The following is a 15,731-nucleotide window of genomic DNA, read 5'->3' on the forward strand; positions in this document are numbered from 1 at the left end:
TCATTCCACCGTGGGTGGCCGGCGACGCGTCACTTCGGCTGGGCCGGCGACTCGACCTTGATCGTGCCGGCGGCGATGTCCGCCTTCAGCTTGTCGACCTCGGCCTTCAGCTCGGCCGGCACCTTGCTGTCGAACTCGTGGTACGGGGCGAGCGACACGCCGTTGTTGGCGAGCGTGCCCAGGAAGCCCGGGGTCGCCTCGAGCTTCTCGCCGGCGGCGGCCTTGAGCACGGCCTCCTTGACGGCGTCCGGGATGTTCTTCACCACGGTGGTGATGATCGCCGCGCAGTCCGGGGTGCTCTCGCAGCCGTCGACGTCCACCCAGATGGTGTTGTACTTGCCGCCCGAGGCCTTCGCGGCACCGGTGGTGCCGAGGCCGGCGCCGCCGGCGACCGGCATGACGATGTCGGCGCCCTGGGCGACCAGCGCGTCGCTCACCTTCTTGCCCTCGTCCTGCTTGACGAAGTCGTTGGTGAACGAGCCGTTCTGGGTGGCCTTGTCCCAGCCCAGGACCTGGACGTTCTTGCCCTTGGTCTTGTTGTAGTGGGCCACACCGTCGGCGTAGCCGTCCATGAAGATGGTCACCGGCGGGATCTTCATGCCGCCGTAGGTGCCCACCTTGCCGCTCTTGGTCATGCCGGCGGCCAGGTAACCGGCGAGGAAGCCGGCCTGGGCGGTGTCGAACTGCATCGGGTAGACGTTGGCCTCCGGCACCTTCGCGTCGACGATGGCGAACTGCTGGTCCGGGTTCGCCTTGGCGATCTTGGAGGTGGCGTCACCCATCAGGCCGCCGACGGCCAGGATGAAGTCGCAGTCCTGGTTGACGTACTGCGTCAGGTTGGGCTCGTAGTCGGCCTCGGCCTTCGACGCGACGTACTTGATGTCGATGTCGCCGTTCTCGGCCTTGGCCGCCTCCAGGCCCTTCCAGGCCGAGGTGTTGAACGATTTGTCGTCGATACCGCCGACGTCGGTCACCATGCAGGCGCTGTACTTGTTCTCGCCGCCGCCGGCGTTGTTGTCATCTTCGGGGGCCTCGCCACACGCGGCAGCGGCCAGCACGAGGCCACCCACCGCGAAGACCGAGGCGATCCGCATCCCACGCACCGAGCGCAAGACGTCTCCTTCCATTGCTCACCGCGCCATCCGCGGTGGCAGCCCTTGTGAACCGGCCTGCGCTGTGCCGCCGGCGTCCCACGTTACGGACGCAGAGCGTACGCCCGCGCCCCTCCACCGGCCGACAATCGTGCACGACTGTTGAGCGCCTGTTACCCCTACGTAACCCTTGGGTGGGGCAGATCACTCTCCGTGCCACTGAAAGGGCGTCGAGCGCGACGAAATGTCCGTTTCGTCGATGGCGCCCCTCCTGGCGGACGTTACCTCCAGAAGACGGCCACCGCAGCGTTGACCAGGGTCAAGCCGATGATCGCGAGGAAGTGGCCCCGGTTGACCGCCTCCCGCTTACGGGAAAAGAAGACCATGACAAAGATGAGCAGCGCGAGCACCAGTTTGGTAACAAGCTTCGCCGGGGCCGGCTCGTCACCGTCGCGCAGCGGAGCGGACAGCCCGATCCCGGTCAGCAGCATGATCACCGCACCCCAGAGCATCGCCGGATTGATCCGGAGCCGGCCCTTGAGGTATTGGACGACCGCGCCACCGAGCAGGAGCGCGAAGCCGATCAGATGGATGTAGCGGAGGATGAGTCGTAGAGCTTCCACGCCGCCCATCCTCCCCTATCAACGACGGTTTGTAGTAGAGGGCTGCCGGGGGTACGTCAGCGCACCGGCGCCGCGACGCCGTCCGGCTCGACGGTGGCGGCGCCGCTCTCGGCGGGCCCGCCGCCCGCCACCGCCACGAGCGCGAACCCGACAAGTGCGTACCCGGCCAGCACCGCGAGCGGCGCCCCGGCGCCCGCGCCGCCGAAGAAGGCCACGGATCGCAGCAGCGTCGCGCCCGCGCCGACCGGCAGCCACTGCCCCACCTCACCCCACGGCTGCGGCAGCAGCTCCGGCGCGGCGCCGACCGCCGAGAGCGGGTTGCCGACCAGGAACACCAGCAGCGCCCCCAGTGCCAGGCCCGGCCGGCCGAGCAGCGCGCCCAGCCCCGCCACGGTGGCCGACGCGGCGAGCACGAAGAGGCCGGTCGCAGCGGCCTCGGCGAGCCAGTTCCCGTCGATCACGCCCAGCCAGCCGTGCAGGATCGCGGCACCGACCGGGCCGGCGATGACCCCGAGCACGGCCAGGCCCGCCAGCCGCGCGGGGCGGGTGCGCACCAGAAGCACGAGCAACGCGCCGGCGAGCAGGCCGCCGAGGGCCAGCGGCAGGAAGCCGGCCGCGAACCCGGCGCCGCGAACGTCGTCCGGGTCGGCCGGAACCACCTCGACGACGGTCACCGGCCGCTCGGCGGCGAGCTGACCGGCGACATCGGTGAGCAGCAGGGCGACCGTCGGGCTGGCCGCCGGCGCGGTGTGCAGGGCGACACCGTCGGGTCCGGCGACGAACGCGGCGTACACCTCCCGGTCGCGCAGCGCCCGGTCGGCCGCTGCCGCGTCCGGCAGCGTGGTGATCTCGAAGGCGCCGGGGCGCGCGGCGGCGAGCCGCCCGGCCAGCTGGTCCGCAACCGGCGCCGGACCCGCCACGGCGATCGGCAGGTCACGTGGGGCCAGGTTCGCCGCCGGCGCGGCGAAGAGCGGTACGAGCAGCGCCAGCACCGCCGGCACGACGGCGGCGACGAGCACGGCGAGCAGCAGGGGTGAGCGGACGCGGGACGGCACGACGACCTCCTAAAACGAATGTTCGTTCTCTTTAGGGAGAGAGTCCTCCCGAGGCGCGACGGCTGTCAAGAACGAACGTTCGTTTTAGGCTGTATCCCGTGCCACGTGTCTCGGAGCAACACCTCGCCGCCCGCCGTCGCCAGATCGTCGAGGCCGCCCGCCGGTGCTTCCTGCGCGAGGGGTTCCACCGCACGACGATGCAGGACGTGATCACCGAGGCCGGCCTCTCGGTGGGTGCCGTCTACCGCTACTTCCCGAGCAAGGCCGCCCTGATCAGCGCGATCGCCGAGGAGGCGGTCGGTGGCGCGGAGAGCGTGCTGGCCGAGCTGGCCCGGCTCGACCCGCCGCCGCCCCTGCTGGACGCCCTCGACCGGGCGCTGGCGTACGTGGAGACCCAGACCGGCGAGGACGGTGTCCTGCGGATCGCGATCCAGGTCTGGGGCGAGGCGCAGCGGGACCCGGAACTGGCCGCCTTCGTGGCCGCCAAGTACGACGGCATCCGCCGGCACTTCGAGGTCCTCGTCAAGCGCGCGCAGACCACCGGCGAGGTACCGGCCGACGCCGACCCGCAGGCCGTCGCGGCGGCCCTCTTCGCCCTGGTCCCCGGTTGGCTCCTGCAGCGCATCCTCACCGGCCGGCCGGACCGGGCCAGCTACCTCGCCGGCGTCCGCACCCTGTTACGGGCCGACACCTGACCGGTGATGAAGCCGGAGGCGGGCGCCGTGCGGCGCCCGCCTCCGACCGGGAACGACCCGATCAGCCCTTTGTTCCGCCGGCGGTCAGACCCGACACCAGGTGCCGCTGGGCGAACAGGAACACCAGACCGGCCGGCACGGTCACCAGGACCGCCGCCGCCGTCAGGTACTCCCACTGCGGGTTGAACTGCGGCACGAACTGTTGGAGCCCGTACGCCAGGGTGAACTTGTTGTCGGTCTGGATGAAGGCCGACGCGTACGCGACCTCACCCCACGCGGTGAGGAAGGTGTAGAAGGCGGTGACCGCGATGGCCGGCCGGGCCAGCGGCAGCACCACCCGCCAGAAGATCGCGAACGGGCCGCAACCGTCCAGCGCCGCCGCCTCGTCAAGCGAGGTCGGGATCGAGTCGAAGTAGCCCTTGAGCATCCAGGCGCAGAACGGCACCGCGATGGTCAGGTACGCGATGACCAGCGACGGCAGGGTGTTGATCAGCCCGAGTCGCGCCATGATCGTGTAGATCGGCACGATCAGGATGGCCACCGGGAACATCTGGGTGACCAGGAAGACCATCATCAGCGGCCGGCGGCCCGGGAAGTTGAACCGGGACACGGCGTAGCCGGTGGTGGCCGAGAAGAAGATGCCGATGATCATGGTGAGCGCGGCGACGATCACCGAGTTCAGCATCCACTTCGGGAAGTTCGTGTCGGACAGCACGTAGCTGTAGTTGGCCAGGGTCGGGTCCTGGACCAGGGTCAGGTCGCTGCTCTGGACCGCGTACCCGGGCTTGAAGGACGACAGCAGCACCCAGGCGATCGGGCCGATCGCGATCAGCGACGCGAGGATCAGCGTGCCGTGCAGCAGCACGGACCTGGCCGGGCTGCGCCGGCTGCGACCGGGCCGTCGTACGGGCCGGGTCCGGGCGGCCGGCGCGGCCGGGGTCGCCGCCGCGGGAGTGGTCAGCTGGGTCATGTCACCACACCTCGCCTTGCTTGCGCAGGACCCGCCGGTAGAAGACCGAGAAGACCAGCAGGATCGACAGGATCAGCACGCCGTAGGTGGACGCGAGCGAGTAGTTGCGGATGCCCTCGAACGCGGCCCGGTAGGCGCCGGTCACCAGGATCTCGGTCTCGCCGGCCGGTTGCCCCTCGGTCACCAGGAAGATGATCGGGAACATGTTGAACGTCCAGATGGTGCCGAGCAGGATCACCGTCATGCTCACCGAGCGCAGGCCCGGCAGGGTGATGTTGCGGAACCGCTGCCACGGCGATGCCCCGTCGATCTCGGCGGCCTCGTAGAGCTCACCGGGGATCGTCTGCATGCCGCCGAGCAGCGCCACCATCATGAACGGCACGCCGAGCCAGATGTTGGTGATGATCGCGGTGAACAGCGACGTCCACCGGTCCGCGAACCAGTCGACGCGGTCGATCCCGAGCGACGACAGCAGCGAGTTCGCCAGGCCGAAGCGCTCGTTGAAGATGAACTTCCAGGCGAACGCGCTGACGAACGCCGGCACCGCCCACGGCAGCACCAGCAGCACCCGGTAGAGGCCACGGCCCCACATCGGGCGGTTGAGCATCACGGCCAGGCCGAGGCCGAGGCCGTAGTGGAAGGCGACGCCCACAAAGGTCCAGATCAGGGTGATGCCGGTCCACTCCCAGAACGTCCCGACCTCGCCGGTGAGGACCTTCACGTAGTTGTCGAGGCCGACGACCTCCCACTTGTTGGGGTTGTCCTCGCAGACCTCGCTGCCGGTGATCGACCTGGTGCAGATCTCCGCCACCTGGTTGGCCTCGGTGAGGTTGGTGAAGGAGAGCCAGACCCCGCGGAACAGCGGGTAGAAGATCAGGACCGCCAGGACGATGACGACGGGCAGGACCATCGCCCAGGCGTACCAGTGCTTGTCCCAGCTGCGACGCAGCCGGGACGGCGGTGCGGAGCGGCGGCCGGACGGCGCGGGCGCTGGCGCCGGCTCGGCTGTCACAGTGCTCATCAGCTGTGCTCCAGGGGAGTGAGCCGGCAGGGCCGGCGACCGGTCACGGTCGCGCGGCCCTGCCGGGTGCCGAAGTGGTCGCCGGCCGCTGCCAGCGCCGACGGTCGGATCAGAGACCGTACGAGGTGACGACCTCTGCCTTGTACTTCTTGGCGACGGTGTCGAGCGCGGCCTTCGGGTCCTTGTTCTGGATCAGAACCTCGGTGGCCATCTGGTCCAGCGGGCCGAAGAACTGGCCGGCCTCGGGGATCCAGGGGCGGCCGACGGCGGCCTCGACGACCGGCTGGTACGCGGCCACGATCGGGTTGTTCTTCACCGAGTCCACGTCGTAGGCCGACTTGCGGGTCGGCAGCAGGCCGAGCTTCTCGGAGAGGAAGGCCTGCGACTCGGCGGAGCTCATGAACTTCACGAACGCGACGGCCGCGTCGACCTTCTCCTGCGGCATGCCGGACCAGATCGTGTAGTTGTGACCACCGACCGGGCCACCCGCCTTGGCGGAACCACCCGGGACCGGGGCGATGCCCAGGTTCTCCTTGCCGCCGAAGGTCGGCGCCGTGGTGACGTTGTTGACCTCCCACGGACCGTTGATGATCATGGCGACCTTCTTCTCCTTGAAGAGGGTCATCATGGTGCCGTAGGAGTCGTTGGCGGACGGCTTGGCGGCCGCGCCGCTGTCGATGAGGTCCTTGGCGATCTTCAGCCCGGCGACGTTCTGGTCCGAGGCCACGGTGATCTTCTTCGACTCGACGTCGACCAGGTCGCCGCCCTCGCCGTACATGAACGGCAGCATGAAGTAGCCGGCCGGGTTGATGTAGAGGCCCTCGGCGCCGGTCTTCTGCTTGACGGTCTGGGCGGCGGTCTTCAGCTCGGCCCAGGTCTTCGGCGGCGTGGAGATGCCGGCCTTGGTCAGCAGCTCCTTGTTGTACATGAGCGACAGCGTGTCGGTCACCTGCGGGACGCCGTAGGTCTTGCCGTTGTACTTGTTCGACGCGAGCGGGGTCTCCAGGAAGTCCGACTCGTCGGCGAGCAGCTCGGAGCCGTCCAGCGCGTAGAGGTAGCCGAGGGAGGCGAACTCCGGCACCCAGGCCACCTCGGCCCGAAGGATGTCCGGCGCGCCCGTCTTGGCCTGCGCGGCGGTCTTGAACTTGTTCTGCGCCTCACCGAACGGGACCGACTGATAGTTGATCTTGACGTTCGGGTAGGTCTGGTTGAACTTGGCGATCAGCTCCTGGAACGCCGGGCCCTCGTTCTTCGGGTCCGACGTGTCCCACCAGGTCAGTTCGGCCTTGAGGGCTGCGGGATCCGCCTTCGGCTGCTCCTCCGCCTTCTTCTCCTCCCCGCCGCAGGCGGCGAGGGCGAAAGCAAGGGTGGTGGAGGCGAGTACGGCGATCCCCTTGGCTGTGCGACGCATGTTCGCTCCTAGATTGCCTGCCGGGTATCGGCGGGACAGTAGCAAGAAGTTTCCGGATTAGAAACCCCTTGCGAACCGCCTTGCAACAACCGATCCCGTCTTGTCATCTGACGATGCCTCGGGGCGGGCTTATGGGACAAACCAACCTGGCCCAACGTGGCCCACATCCCACCATCGTCACCCCGCGCGAGCTGCCCATCACCGGCTGCACGACGCACCGCGTACGCATGCGCAAGCGTCCGTTTCGGGCCGGGGACGCCGCGTCGCCTCTCCGGCACCGCTTCTGCTCGAAGCTGCAAGATCTTGCCGGCCACTGCGCAAGAACCGCTCAGTGAGCTACAGTGCCGCCATGCGCGCTCGACTGTCCGACATCGCCCAGCAGGCCGAAGTCAGCGAGGCGACGGTGTCGCGGGTGCTCAACGACCGCCCGGGGGTGGCACCCGAGACCCGGCAGGCCGTCCTGACCGCCCTCGACGTGCTCGGCTACGAGCGCCCGGCCCGGCTGCGCAAGCGCAGCGCGGGGCTGGTGGGCCTGGTGGTCCCGGAGCTCGACAACCCGATCTTCCCCGCGTTCGCCCAGATCATCGAGTCGGCGCTGGCACCCACCGGCTACACGCCGGTGCTGTGCACCCAGACCCCCGGCGGCGTGCGCGAGGACGAGTACGTCGAGATGCTGCTCGACCGCCAGGTCTCCGGCATCGTCTTCGTCTCCGGCCTGCACGCCGACACCGCCGCCGACCACGACCGCTACCGGGCGCTTATCGCCCGGCCGCTGCCGGTCGTCATGATCAATGGGTACGCACCCGACCTCCCGGCGCCCTTCATCTCCTGTGACGACCGGGAGGCCGCCGAGCTGGCCGTCGCCCACCTGGTCGCCCTGGGACACCGCCGGATCGGCCTGATCACCGGTCCGGACCGGTTCGTGCCGGTGCTGCGCAAGGTCAACGGCTACAAGGCCGCGATGAAGCGCCTCACCGACCTGTCCGACGACGAGTTGGCCGAGCTGACCGAGCTGTCCCTGTTCGGCGTGGAGGGTGGCGAGGCCGCCGCCGCCCGGCTGCTGGACCGCGGCGTCACCGGCATCGTCTGCGGCTCCGACCTGATGGCACTCGGCGCGATCCGGGCCGCCCGGCAACGCGGCCTGTCGGTGCCGCACGACCTCTCCGTCGTCGGGTACGACGACTCCCCCCTGATGGCGTTCACCGACCCGCCGCTCACCACCGTGCGTCAGCCGGTGGCCGCCATGGCGGTGGCCGCGGTGCGGGCGCTTGTCGACGAGATCAACGGGCACGCCGCCCCGCACTCGGAGTACCTGTTCCGCCCCGAGCTGGTGGTACGCGGGTCGACCGCGGTGGCCCGGGCGGCGGACGCGTCCGCCGGTGGCCCCGCGCGGCAGCGCCCGGCGCCCTCCGCCCTTGCCGTCTCCGCCTGACCGGGCGCGCGCCCGCTCCGCTCGCGGCCTCCGGTGTTAACAAGGGTCCCGTTCACCTCGTGCGGCGTTAACAGGGGGCCCTTCCTTCCCCCGGAGGGCGTGACGGCTGTCATTTCTTGCGCAAGGAATGCTTGACTCTTGCAGTGCCAGGGCGGCATCCTGCACTGACACCGTGCGCCCACCGCCCGCGCCGCACACCGCCGTCCCGCGCCACAGAACGGGGAACGCCTCGATGACCGTCAGCAACCCCACGCCGCTGACCTCCGACGACGACTGGTGGCGCTCCGCAGTCGTCTACCAGGTCTACGTCCGGAGCTTCGCCGACTCGAACGGCGACGGGATCGGCGACCTGCAGGGCATCCGGCAGCGCCTGCCGTACCTGCGCGACCTCGGCGTGGACGCCCTCTGGCTGACGCCCTTCTACACCTCGCCGATGATCGACGGCGGGTACGACGTCGCCGACTACCGCGACGTCGACCCGATGTTCGGCACGCTCGCCGACTTCGACGAGATGATCGCTGACGCTCACGCCCTGGACCTGCGGATCATCGTCGACCTGGTGCCGAACCACACGTCGAGCGAGCACCCGTGGTTCCAGGCCGCCCTCGCCGCCGCCCCCGGCTCCCCGGAGCGGGAGCGGTACCTGTTCGCCGAGGGTCGGGGCGAGAACGGCGAGCTTCCCCCGAACGACTGGGAGAGCATCTTCGGCGGACCGGCCTGGACCCGGCTCGACGACGGGCAGTGGTACCTGCACCTCTTCGACCCCGCGCAGCCCGACCTGAACTGGCGCAACCCCGAGGTCCGCACCGAGTTCGAGGACGTGCTCCGGTTCTGGCTGGACCGCGGCGTCGACGGGTTCCGCATCGACGTGGCCCACGGGATGATCAAGGCCGAGGGCCTGCCGGACGTCGGTTTCAGCACGATGACCACCGGCCGGCGGCAGGTCGAACTGCTCGGCAAGGGCCGGCTCCCCTACTTCGACCAGGACGAGGTGCACGACATCTACCGCTCCTGGCGGCCGATCCTGGACAGCTACCCGGGCGGCCGGATGGCGGTGGCCGAGGCGTGGGCGGAGACGCCGCAGCGACTCGCCCGCTACATCGGGCCGGACGAGCTGCACCAGGCGTTCAGCTTCGACTTCCTCGACGCCACCTGGTCGGCCGAGTCGTTCCGCAAGGTCGTCGACACGGCGCTCGCCGAGTCGACGATCGTCGGCGCACCGACCACCTGGGTGCTGTCGAACCACGACAAGCAGCGGCACGTCACCCGCTACGGCGACGGTCCCGAGGGCCTGCGCCGGGCCCGCGCCGCGACCCTGCTGATGCTCGCGCTGCCCGGCTGCGCGTACCTCTACCAGGGCGAGGAGCTGGGCCTGCCCGAGGTACTCGACCTGCCCGACCACGTCCGCCAGGACCCACAGTTCCTGCGCACCGGCGAGAGCCGGGACGGCTGCCGGGTGCCGATCCCGTGGAGCGGTGAACTGGCCCCGTACGGCTTCGGACCGGCGGGCAGCGAGCTGAGCTGGCTGCCGACCCCGGCGACCTGGCGCGAGCTGTCGGTGGCCGCCCAGGCCGCCCGGCCCGGCTCGACGCTGGAGCTGTACCGGAGCGCGCTGGGCATCCGCCGGACGCACCCGGCCCTGTCCACCACGGCGTCCGGGATCACCTGGCTGGAGACCGAACCGGGTGTCCTCGCGTTCAGCCGCACCGCCGGCGACACGGTGCTCACCTGCGTGGTCAACATCAGCGGCGGGCCGGCCGAGATCGAAGGGTACGGCGACCCGCTCGTCGCCAGCGAGACGCTCGCCGTGCGGGGCTCCGCCCACGTGCTCCCGGTCGACGCGGCTGCCTGGTTCGAACGACGCTGAGCGGGTAAGCCCTCATCGACCTGGTCGTCCGGCGTGCTCCGCGCCGCCGGGCGACTGGGCAACCGACCCCTTGTGGTGGGGGGTGAGGTGGCGCCGGCGCTCCGGGAACACTCCCGGGGCGCCGGTGTCCATCCACGACCGGCCGCGCCGCCGTTGACCCGGCGTGTCGTGACGTCAGCCGCCCGCGCCGGGCAGCTTCGCCGCGATCCGGCCGAAGCCAGCCCGCAGCTCGGCCTCGCTCGGCGGCGTCGCCGGCCCGGTACGCCGGTCCCGCTCGGCCGCCGCCTCCAACTCCTCGTCGATGGTGTCCTCGTAGTCGCCGTACAGGTCGGTGCTGTCGACCTGCGCCGCCTCGTCGCGCGCGGCGATCTGCGCGGCGGCGATCTCGCCGCGGATCTCGTCGACCGACACCGCCGGCAGCAGCGGCTCCACGACCCCCATCAGCTGTTCCTCGGCTACCACCGCCTCGGCGAGCGCCAGCGCGTGCGACCGCTCGTACGGCCCGCAGACCACCGGCTCCCACTCGTCGGCGTCGCCGAGCGGGCCGAAGGTGATGATCCACGGGAGGTCGAGCATCGGCGAGTCGTCCGGCAGGTCGAGTGTCACGAGAGCGCCCACCCGCCCATCATCGCCGCCCGGCACCGGCGTGCGCGGCCGATTCGCCGCCTCGTCGCCGGTCAGGCGGAGCTGTCGCCGGTCAGGCGGAGCTGTCGCCGGACGCGAGCGGACTCCAGCGGGCGGCCCACACCCGCTCCAGGTGTGCCGCCTCGGCGTCGTCGACGCCGTACGCGCTCACCGTGAGGCTGACCGCACCCGACTCGGGATCGTCCAGCGGCCGTTCGGCGGTCGCCGCCAGCAGCCGGCCGTCGGGATCGACCACGATCCGCTGTCGGGGGCTGTGGAACCACTCCTCCGTCGACCCGGCCGTGCCCAGCACCGCGAGCAGGTCCCGGCCCGTCCCGGTGCCGGTCAGGTAGACCGTCCGGCGCTCGCCCGCCGGCCGGCACTCCAGCAGGAACCGCAGCTGGGCGAAGAACGTCTGCCAGCCTTCGGCGATCGCCCGCTGCTCGGCGGCGGCCGCGGCGTCGGCCGGGGCCGGCAGCACCGCGCTCAGCCGCGTCACGTCCCCGTCGGCGGCGAGCCGCAGCTCGGAACCGTCGTCCATGGCGATCCGGTCCGGCGGCTCCGGACGGGCGTGGTCCACGAAGATGAACCGGATCTCGTCGTCCAGCCCGTCGTACTCCCAGCCGAACCAGTGCCGGATCTCCGCCGGCTCGGTCAGGGCCGACCACACCCGCTCCGGTGCGGCCCGCACGACCGCCTCCACCACTGTGCCGTCCGGATCGGTCATCGATGTCCTCCTGCGTCGTGTCGGTCAGCGCGCCTCGAGCGCGGCCCGGACCAGGGCGAGCGCGACCTCGGGCGGGACGCCCAGCCGCGCCGCCTCCGTCGCGTAACCGGCCGCGGCCCGCTGCAAGCGGTCCACCGCATCATCGCGGCCGGGTGCGACAACCGTGCCGTGCCGACCCCGGGTCTCCACCAGCCCGGCCGCCTCCAGCTCCCGGTACGCCCGCGCCACCGTGTTCACCGCGAGACCCAGGTCCGTCGCGAGCCGGCGGACCGTCGGCAGCCGGGTCCCGACCGGCAGCCGGCCGTCACCCACCTGCTCCGCGATCCGCGCGCGCACCTGCTCGTACGGCGGCACCGGCGAGTCCGGGTCGACGGTGATCTCCACTCCTGCGCTCCTTCCCGTCAACCGGCCCCGCCGGGCGTGCCGGGATCCGTGTCCTCGTCCAGGTCGACCGCCACCGGCCCCTCCGCCAGGTCCACCACCCGACCCCGGGTGCTCGTGGCGGCCAGGGCCGCGCCGAAGAGCACGAGCTGGTTGAGCAGGTAGAGGTAGAGCAGCAGGCCCACCGCGCCGGCCACCACCGTGTACGCCGGGTTCCGCTCGGTCCGCACCACGTAGTAGCGACCGACGGTGTTGAGCAGCGTGATCCCGACCGCGACCAGCAGCACCACCGGGCGCAGCCGGGCCCGGCTCATCCGCAGCCGCGGCACCGCGACCAGCAGCAGGGTCGCCAGCACCGCGTTCACCAGGACGCTGAGCACCGCGCTGACCGTGGTGAGGCCGACCGACCCGGTGCTGCGCAGCGCCCACCGCAGCAGCGACTCCAGCGCGTCGACGGCCGCCACCGAGGCCCCGAGCAGCACGAACACCACGAGCAGCACGCCGAGGTCGACCAGGCGGCGGACGACCAGGTTGCCCGGCTGCTGGTTCAGGCCGTACATGAGCCGCTGGGACGAGCGGATCGCCTCCACCCAGCCGATCCCGGTGAAGACGAGGATGATCAGACCCACGACGCCGACCGTGCCGCTGCTCTCGGCGATCTGGGCCGGGTCGAGGAACGGCAGGTTCTCCCGCAGGAAGTCCTCCGCCGCGTCGCTGACCTCGTCGTTGTCCTCGAGGATCGCGCCGAAGACGGAGTACGCGACCAGGGCGAGCGCGAAGACCGCGAAGAACCCGTAGTAGGCGATCGCGGCGGCCAGCCGCCCGCCCAGGACGTCGTTGTACCGCACCCCGGCCCGCCACACGTGGTCGAAGGCGCCGGAGCGGCGGCGGGCGGCATCGATGCGTCCCCCGATGCTCGCCTCGACGCGGCCGAACACATTCACGCCGTCATCCTCGCCGATCTTCCGCCCGCGCGGGGTCATCCGGCCGCCGGCCCTCGCCACGCGGCGAGTCGCCCGCCGTCTCTCGACCCGGCACCGGCCCGGGCCGGCCCCGGTGTCAGCCCCCGAGCCGGAAGTCCCGGCGCGGCTGCCACCGGGCCTGCCCGCTGTGCGAGAACAGGGTGAACGCCTCCACCTCGAACATCGCCGAGAAGTCGGCCAGATCCTCGTACACCTTGTCCAACGCCTCGGGCGCGACGTCCTGCGCGACCGTCACGTGCGGGTGGTACGGGAAGCGGGCCTCCCGGCGCAGCTCCGGTGCGGCGCGGATCGCCGCGGCGAGCAGCTCGCATTCGCTGATCCCGGCGGCGACCGCCACGAACACCACCTGGGTGACCGGTCGGAACGTGCCGGTGCCGCGCAGGTGCAGGGTGAACGGCAGGTGCGCGGCGGCCACCGCGCCGAGGTGCCGCTCGACGGCCGGGAGCGTGGCGACCGGGATCTCGGTCGGCCCGAGCAGGGTCACGTGTGCCGGGACGGCCTGCTGGTCGCCGGCCTCCACCCGGCGCCGGGTGAGCATGCCGCCCCACGGTTCGGGGATGTCCACGGCGATGCCGATCTGGATGGTGCCGCCGGCCACCGGCGCGCCGTCCCTCAGATCCACGCTCCGCGCCACCCCTCCGGCCACCGACTCCACGACCTCACCCGTACCGTGCCGCGCCGCTACTCGCCACGAACGGGCGGGAAGAAACCCACCCGGTCGTACACGGCCCGCAGCGTCGGCGCCGCCGCGGCCCGGGCCTTCTCCGCGCCGGCCGCGAGCAGCTTGTCGAGCTGGGCGGGGTCGTCGAGGTAGCCGCGGGTGCGCTCCTGGACGGGCGTGACGAATTCGCGCACGACCTCGCCCAGGTCCTTCTTGAGATCGCCGTAGCCCTTGCCGGCGTACGCGGCGACCAGGTCGTCGATGCTCCGCCCGGACAGCGCCGAGTAGATGGTGAGCAGGTTCGACACGCCCGGCTTGTGCTCGGCGTCGAAGACGATCTCGCGGCCCGTGTCGGTGACCGCGGAGCGGATCTTCTTGGCCGACCGGGCCGGGTCCTCCAGCAGGTTGACGATGCCGGCCGGCGAGGAGGACGACTTGGACATCTTCGCCGTCGGGTCCTGCAGGTCGGTGATCTTCGCGGTGTCCTTGACGATGTGCGGCGCGGGCAGCGTGAACGTCGGCCCGAACAGCGAGTTGAACCGTTGGGCCAGGTCGCGGGAGAGCTCCAGGTGCTGGCGCTGGTCCTCACCGACCGGCACCGCGTGCGCCTGGTACAGCAGGATGTCGGCGGCCTGGAGGATCGGGTAGGTGAACAGGCCGACGCTGGCCCGCTCGTTGCCCTGCTTCTGGGACTTGTCCTTGAACTGGGTCATCCGGCTCGCCTCGCCGAACCCGGTGATGCAACCCAGCACCCACGCCAGCTGCGCGTGCTCGGGCACCTGGGACTGCACGAACAGGGTGCAGCGCTCCGGGTCCAGACCGACCGCGAGCAGCTGCGCGGCGGCCATCCGGGAGCGCTGCGGCAGCTCCTTCGGGTCGTGCCCGGCGGTGATCGCGTGCAGGTCGACCACGCAGTAGAACGCCTCGTGGCTCTCCTGCAACGCCACCCAGTGCCGCACCGCGCCCAGGTAGTTGCCGAGGTGGAACGAGTCGGCCGTCGGCTGGATGCCGGAGAAGACGCGCGGGCGGGCGGGTACGTCGGACATGCCGGCAATTCTGTCAGCAACACCCGGGGGCCGTCATGACGGGCCGGCGGGTCGCCCACGGCCGGACAGCGTGGGGAGGGTGACCTCGCGCCGGGGCTCGGGCACGCGGGCCACGGCGACGGCGACCCGGGCCACCCGCCGCCCGTCCAGCGCGAGCACCCGCAGGAGCCAGCCGGCCGGGGATTCGTCCTGCCGGGCCGCGCCGCCGGCCGGCTCGGCGGGCAGCGGCACCTCGTCGCCCACCGCCGGCAGCCGGCCCAGCGACGCCATGACGAAACCGCCGACCGTCTCGTACGGCCCGGTCGGGAGGGTCAGCCCGGTGCGTTCGGCGAAGTCGGCCAGGTTCAGCCGGCCGTCGACCACGGCGGGCAGGCCGGGTGTGGTCGGCTCGGGCGGGCTGTCGTACTCGTCGTGCAGCTCGCCGACCAGCTCCTCGATGAGGTCCTCGCAGGTGACGATGCCGGCGGTGCCGCCGTACTCGTCGATGACCACCGCGAGGTGGTGCCCCTCGCGGCGCATCTCGTTGAGCGCCGCGAGGACCCGTTTGCTGCCGGGCAGCCGCTTGACCTCCCGGGTCAGCTCGCCGACTGTCGTGCACGGGTCCTGGTCGGGCCGCAGCAGCACGTCGTGCAGGTGCACGAACCCGACCACGTCGTCGTGCGTGCCGTCGACCACCGGGTAGCGGGTGTGCGTCTCGGCCCGGACCAGGCGTTCGGCCTCGGCGATCGTCAGCGCGGCGGAGAGGAAGACCACCTCGGTGCGCGGCATCATCACCTCGCGTACCAGGCTCGCGCCGGCCACCAGCACCTCGTCGATGATCCGCCGCTCCACCGGGTCCAGCACCGCCGCGGCGGCGACCAGGTCGCGCAGCTCGTCCTCGCTGATCCGCTCCCGGCCGGACGCCGGGCTGGCGCCGAGCAGATCCGTCACCAGGCGGGTGGCGCCGGTGGCGGCCCGGACCACAACGCGGGCGACGGCCCGGGCGAGCGGCCCGGGCTCGCGGCGGGGCCGCCCCCGCGCGCGGCGCCGGAGCCCGGGACCACCCGCTTCCCGCATGAGAAGGATGGTAGACATCCGGGCCACCGCCGAGGCGGTCATGTTCGGCTCTGTTTGTTCATGGGAGTTTATGGTGGAATGAGGGACG

The 15,731-nt window shown here is 71.3% G+C and carries 16 protein-coding genes; 3 read left to right on the plus strand and 13 right to left on the minus strand.

Annotated elements, in window-relative coordinates; genetic code table 11:
- Window positions 1-29: 29 nt before the first annotated feature.
- The 3 genes from ABTW87_RS09070 to ABTW87_RS09080 form a co-directional block, all read right to left on the minus strand.
- Window positions 30-1,094: a BMP family lipoprotein gene (locus ABTW87_RS09070; protein WP_350650295.1), complete on the minus strand. Its 1,065-nt coding sequence runs from the start codon at window positions 1,092-1,094 to the stop codon at window positions 30-32.
- 278 nt (window positions 1,095-1,372) lie between these two features.
- Window positions 1,373-1,714, minus strand: coding sequence for a hypothetical protein (locus ABTW87_RS09075; RefSeq protein ID WP_350650046.1), 342 nt, complete (start codon window positions 1,712-1,714; stop codon window positions 1,373-1,375).
- 56 nt (window positions 1,715-1,770) lie between these two features.
- Window positions 1,771-2,769 carry a hypothetical protein gene (locus ABTW87_RS09080; protein ID WP_350650048.1) on the minus strand — a complete coding sequence of 333 codons (999 nt, stop codon included), beginning with the start codon at window positions 2,767-2,769 and terminating at the stop codon, window positions 1,771-1,773.
- Window positions 2,770-2,867: 98 nt separating this feature from the next.
- Between ABTW87_RS09080 and ABTW87_RS09085 the strand changes: the two genes are divergently transcribed.
- Window positions 2,868-3,464 (plus strand): TetR/AcrR family transcriptional regulator, encoded by a 597-nt coding sequence (locus ABTW87_RS09085; RefSeq protein ID WP_350650050.1) that lies wholly within the window; start codon window positions 2,868-2,870, stop codon window positions 3,462-3,464.
- A gap of 61 nt (window positions 3,465-3,525) precedes the next feature.
- Here the strand turns inward: ABTW87_RS09085 and ABTW87_RS09090 are convergent, their stop codons facing one another.
- The 3 genes from ABTW87_RS09090 to ABTW87_RS09100 all read right to left on the minus strand — a co-directional run bounded on the left by ABTW87_RS09090 (window position 3,526) and on the right by ABTW87_RS09100 (window position 6,866).
- Window positions 3,526-4,434, minus strand: a complete 909-nt coding sequence (locus ABTW87_RS09090) for a sugar ABC transporter permease (RefSeq protein ID WP_350650052.1) — start codon at window positions 4,432-4,434, stop codon at window positions 3,526-3,528.
- Between the two features lies 1 nt (window position 4,435).
- The gene (locus ABTW87_RS09095) at window positions 4,436-5,455 is read right to left on the minus strand and encodes a carbohydrate ABC transporter permease (RefSeq protein WP_350650054.1); all 1,020 of its coding nucleotides are present in this window, start codon (window positions 5,453-5,455) and stop codon (window positions 4,436-4,438) included.
- 109 nt (window positions 5,456-5,564) lie between these two features.
- Window positions 5,565-6,866 (minus strand): extracellular solute-binding protein, encoded by a 1,302-nt coding sequence (locus ABTW87_RS09100; RefSeq protein ID WP_350650056.1) that lies wholly within the window; start codon window positions 6,864-6,866, stop codon window positions 5,565-5,567.
- 349 nt (window positions 6,867-7,215) lie between these two features.
- Here ABTW87_RS09100 and ABTW87_RS09105 point away from each other — a divergent pair, with 349 nt between their 5' ends.
- Together ABTW87_RS09105 and ABTW87_RS09110 are read left to right on the plus strand one after the other, a co-directional pair.
- Window positions 7,216-8,298 (plus strand): LacI family DNA-binding transcriptional regulator, encoded by a 1,083-nt coding sequence (locus ABTW87_RS09105; protein ID WP_350650058.1) that lies wholly within the window; start codon window positions 7,216-7,218, stop codon window positions 8,296-8,298.
- A 232-nt stretch (window positions 8,299-8,530) separates the two neighbouring features.
- Window positions 8,531-10,165 (plus strand): glycoside hydrolase family 13 protein, encoded by a 1,635-nt coding sequence (locus ABTW87_RS09110; protein WP_350650060.1) that lies wholly within the window; start codon window positions 8,531-8,533, stop codon window positions 10,163-10,165.
- 174 nt (window positions 10,166-10,339) lie between these two features.
- On the opposite strand, the gene ABTW87_RS09115 is transcribed toward ABTW87_RS09110, so the two are convergent.
- The 7 genes from ABTW87_RS09115 to ABTW87_RS09145 form a co-directional block, all read right to left on the minus strand.
- The gene (locus tag ABTW87_RS09115) at window positions 10,340-10,783 is read right to left on the minus strand and encodes a hypothetical protein (RefSeq protein ID WP_350650062.1); all 444 of its coding nucleotides are present in this window, start codon (window positions 10,781-10,783) and stop codon (window positions 10,340-10,342) included.
- 79 nt (window positions 10,784-10,862) lie between these two features.
- Window positions 10,863-11,516 (minus strand): SRPBCC family protein, encoded by a 654-nt coding sequence (locus ABTW87_RS09120; RefSeq protein ID WP_350650064.1) that lies wholly within the window; start codon window positions 11,514-11,516, stop codon window positions 10,863-10,865.
- 24 nt (window positions 11,517-11,540) lie between these two features.
- Window positions 11,541-11,900 carry a GntR family transcriptional regulator gene (locus tag ABTW87_RS09125; RefSeq protein ID WP_350650066.1) on the minus strand — a complete coding sequence of 120 codons (360 nt, stop codon included), beginning with the start codon at window positions 11,898-11,900 and terminating at the stop codon, window positions 11,541-11,543.
- A gap of 17 nt (window positions 11,901-11,917) precedes the next feature.
- Window positions 11,918-12,841 (minus strand): YihY/virulence factor BrkB family protein, encoded by a 924-nt coding sequence (locus ABTW87_RS09130; RefSeq protein ID WP_350650068.1) that lies wholly within the window; start codon window positions 12,839-12,841, stop codon window positions 11,918-11,920.
- A 115-nt stretch (window positions 12,842-12,956) separates the two neighbouring features.
- Window positions 12,957-13,535, minus strand: coding sequence for a 2'-5' RNA ligase family protein (locus ABTW87_RS09135; RefSeq protein WP_350650070.1), 579 nt, complete (start codon window positions 13,533-13,535; stop codon window positions 12,957-12,959).
- Between the two features lie 26 nt (window positions 13,536-13,561).
- On the minus strand, window positions 13,562-14,587 hold the full coding sequence (gene trpS, locus ABTW87_RS09140) for a tryptophan--tRNA ligase (protein ID WP_350650072.1): 1,026 nt from the start codon (window positions 14,585-14,587) through the stop codon (window positions 13,562-13,564).
- Between the two features lie 33 nt (window positions 14,588-14,620).
- On the minus strand, window positions 14,621-15,643 hold the full coding sequence (locus tag ABTW87_RS09145; protein ID WP_350650074.1) for a hemolysin family protein: 1,023 nt from the start codon (window positions 15,641-15,643) through the stop codon (window positions 14,621-14,623).
- Window positions 15,644-15,731 lie beyond the last annotated feature (88 nt).

It is taken from the genome of Micromonospora sp. NPDC126480 (assembly GCF_040302465.1).
Classification (GTDB): domain Bacteria; phylum Actinomycetota; class Actinomycetes; order Mycobacteriales; family Micromonosporaceae; genus Micromonospora.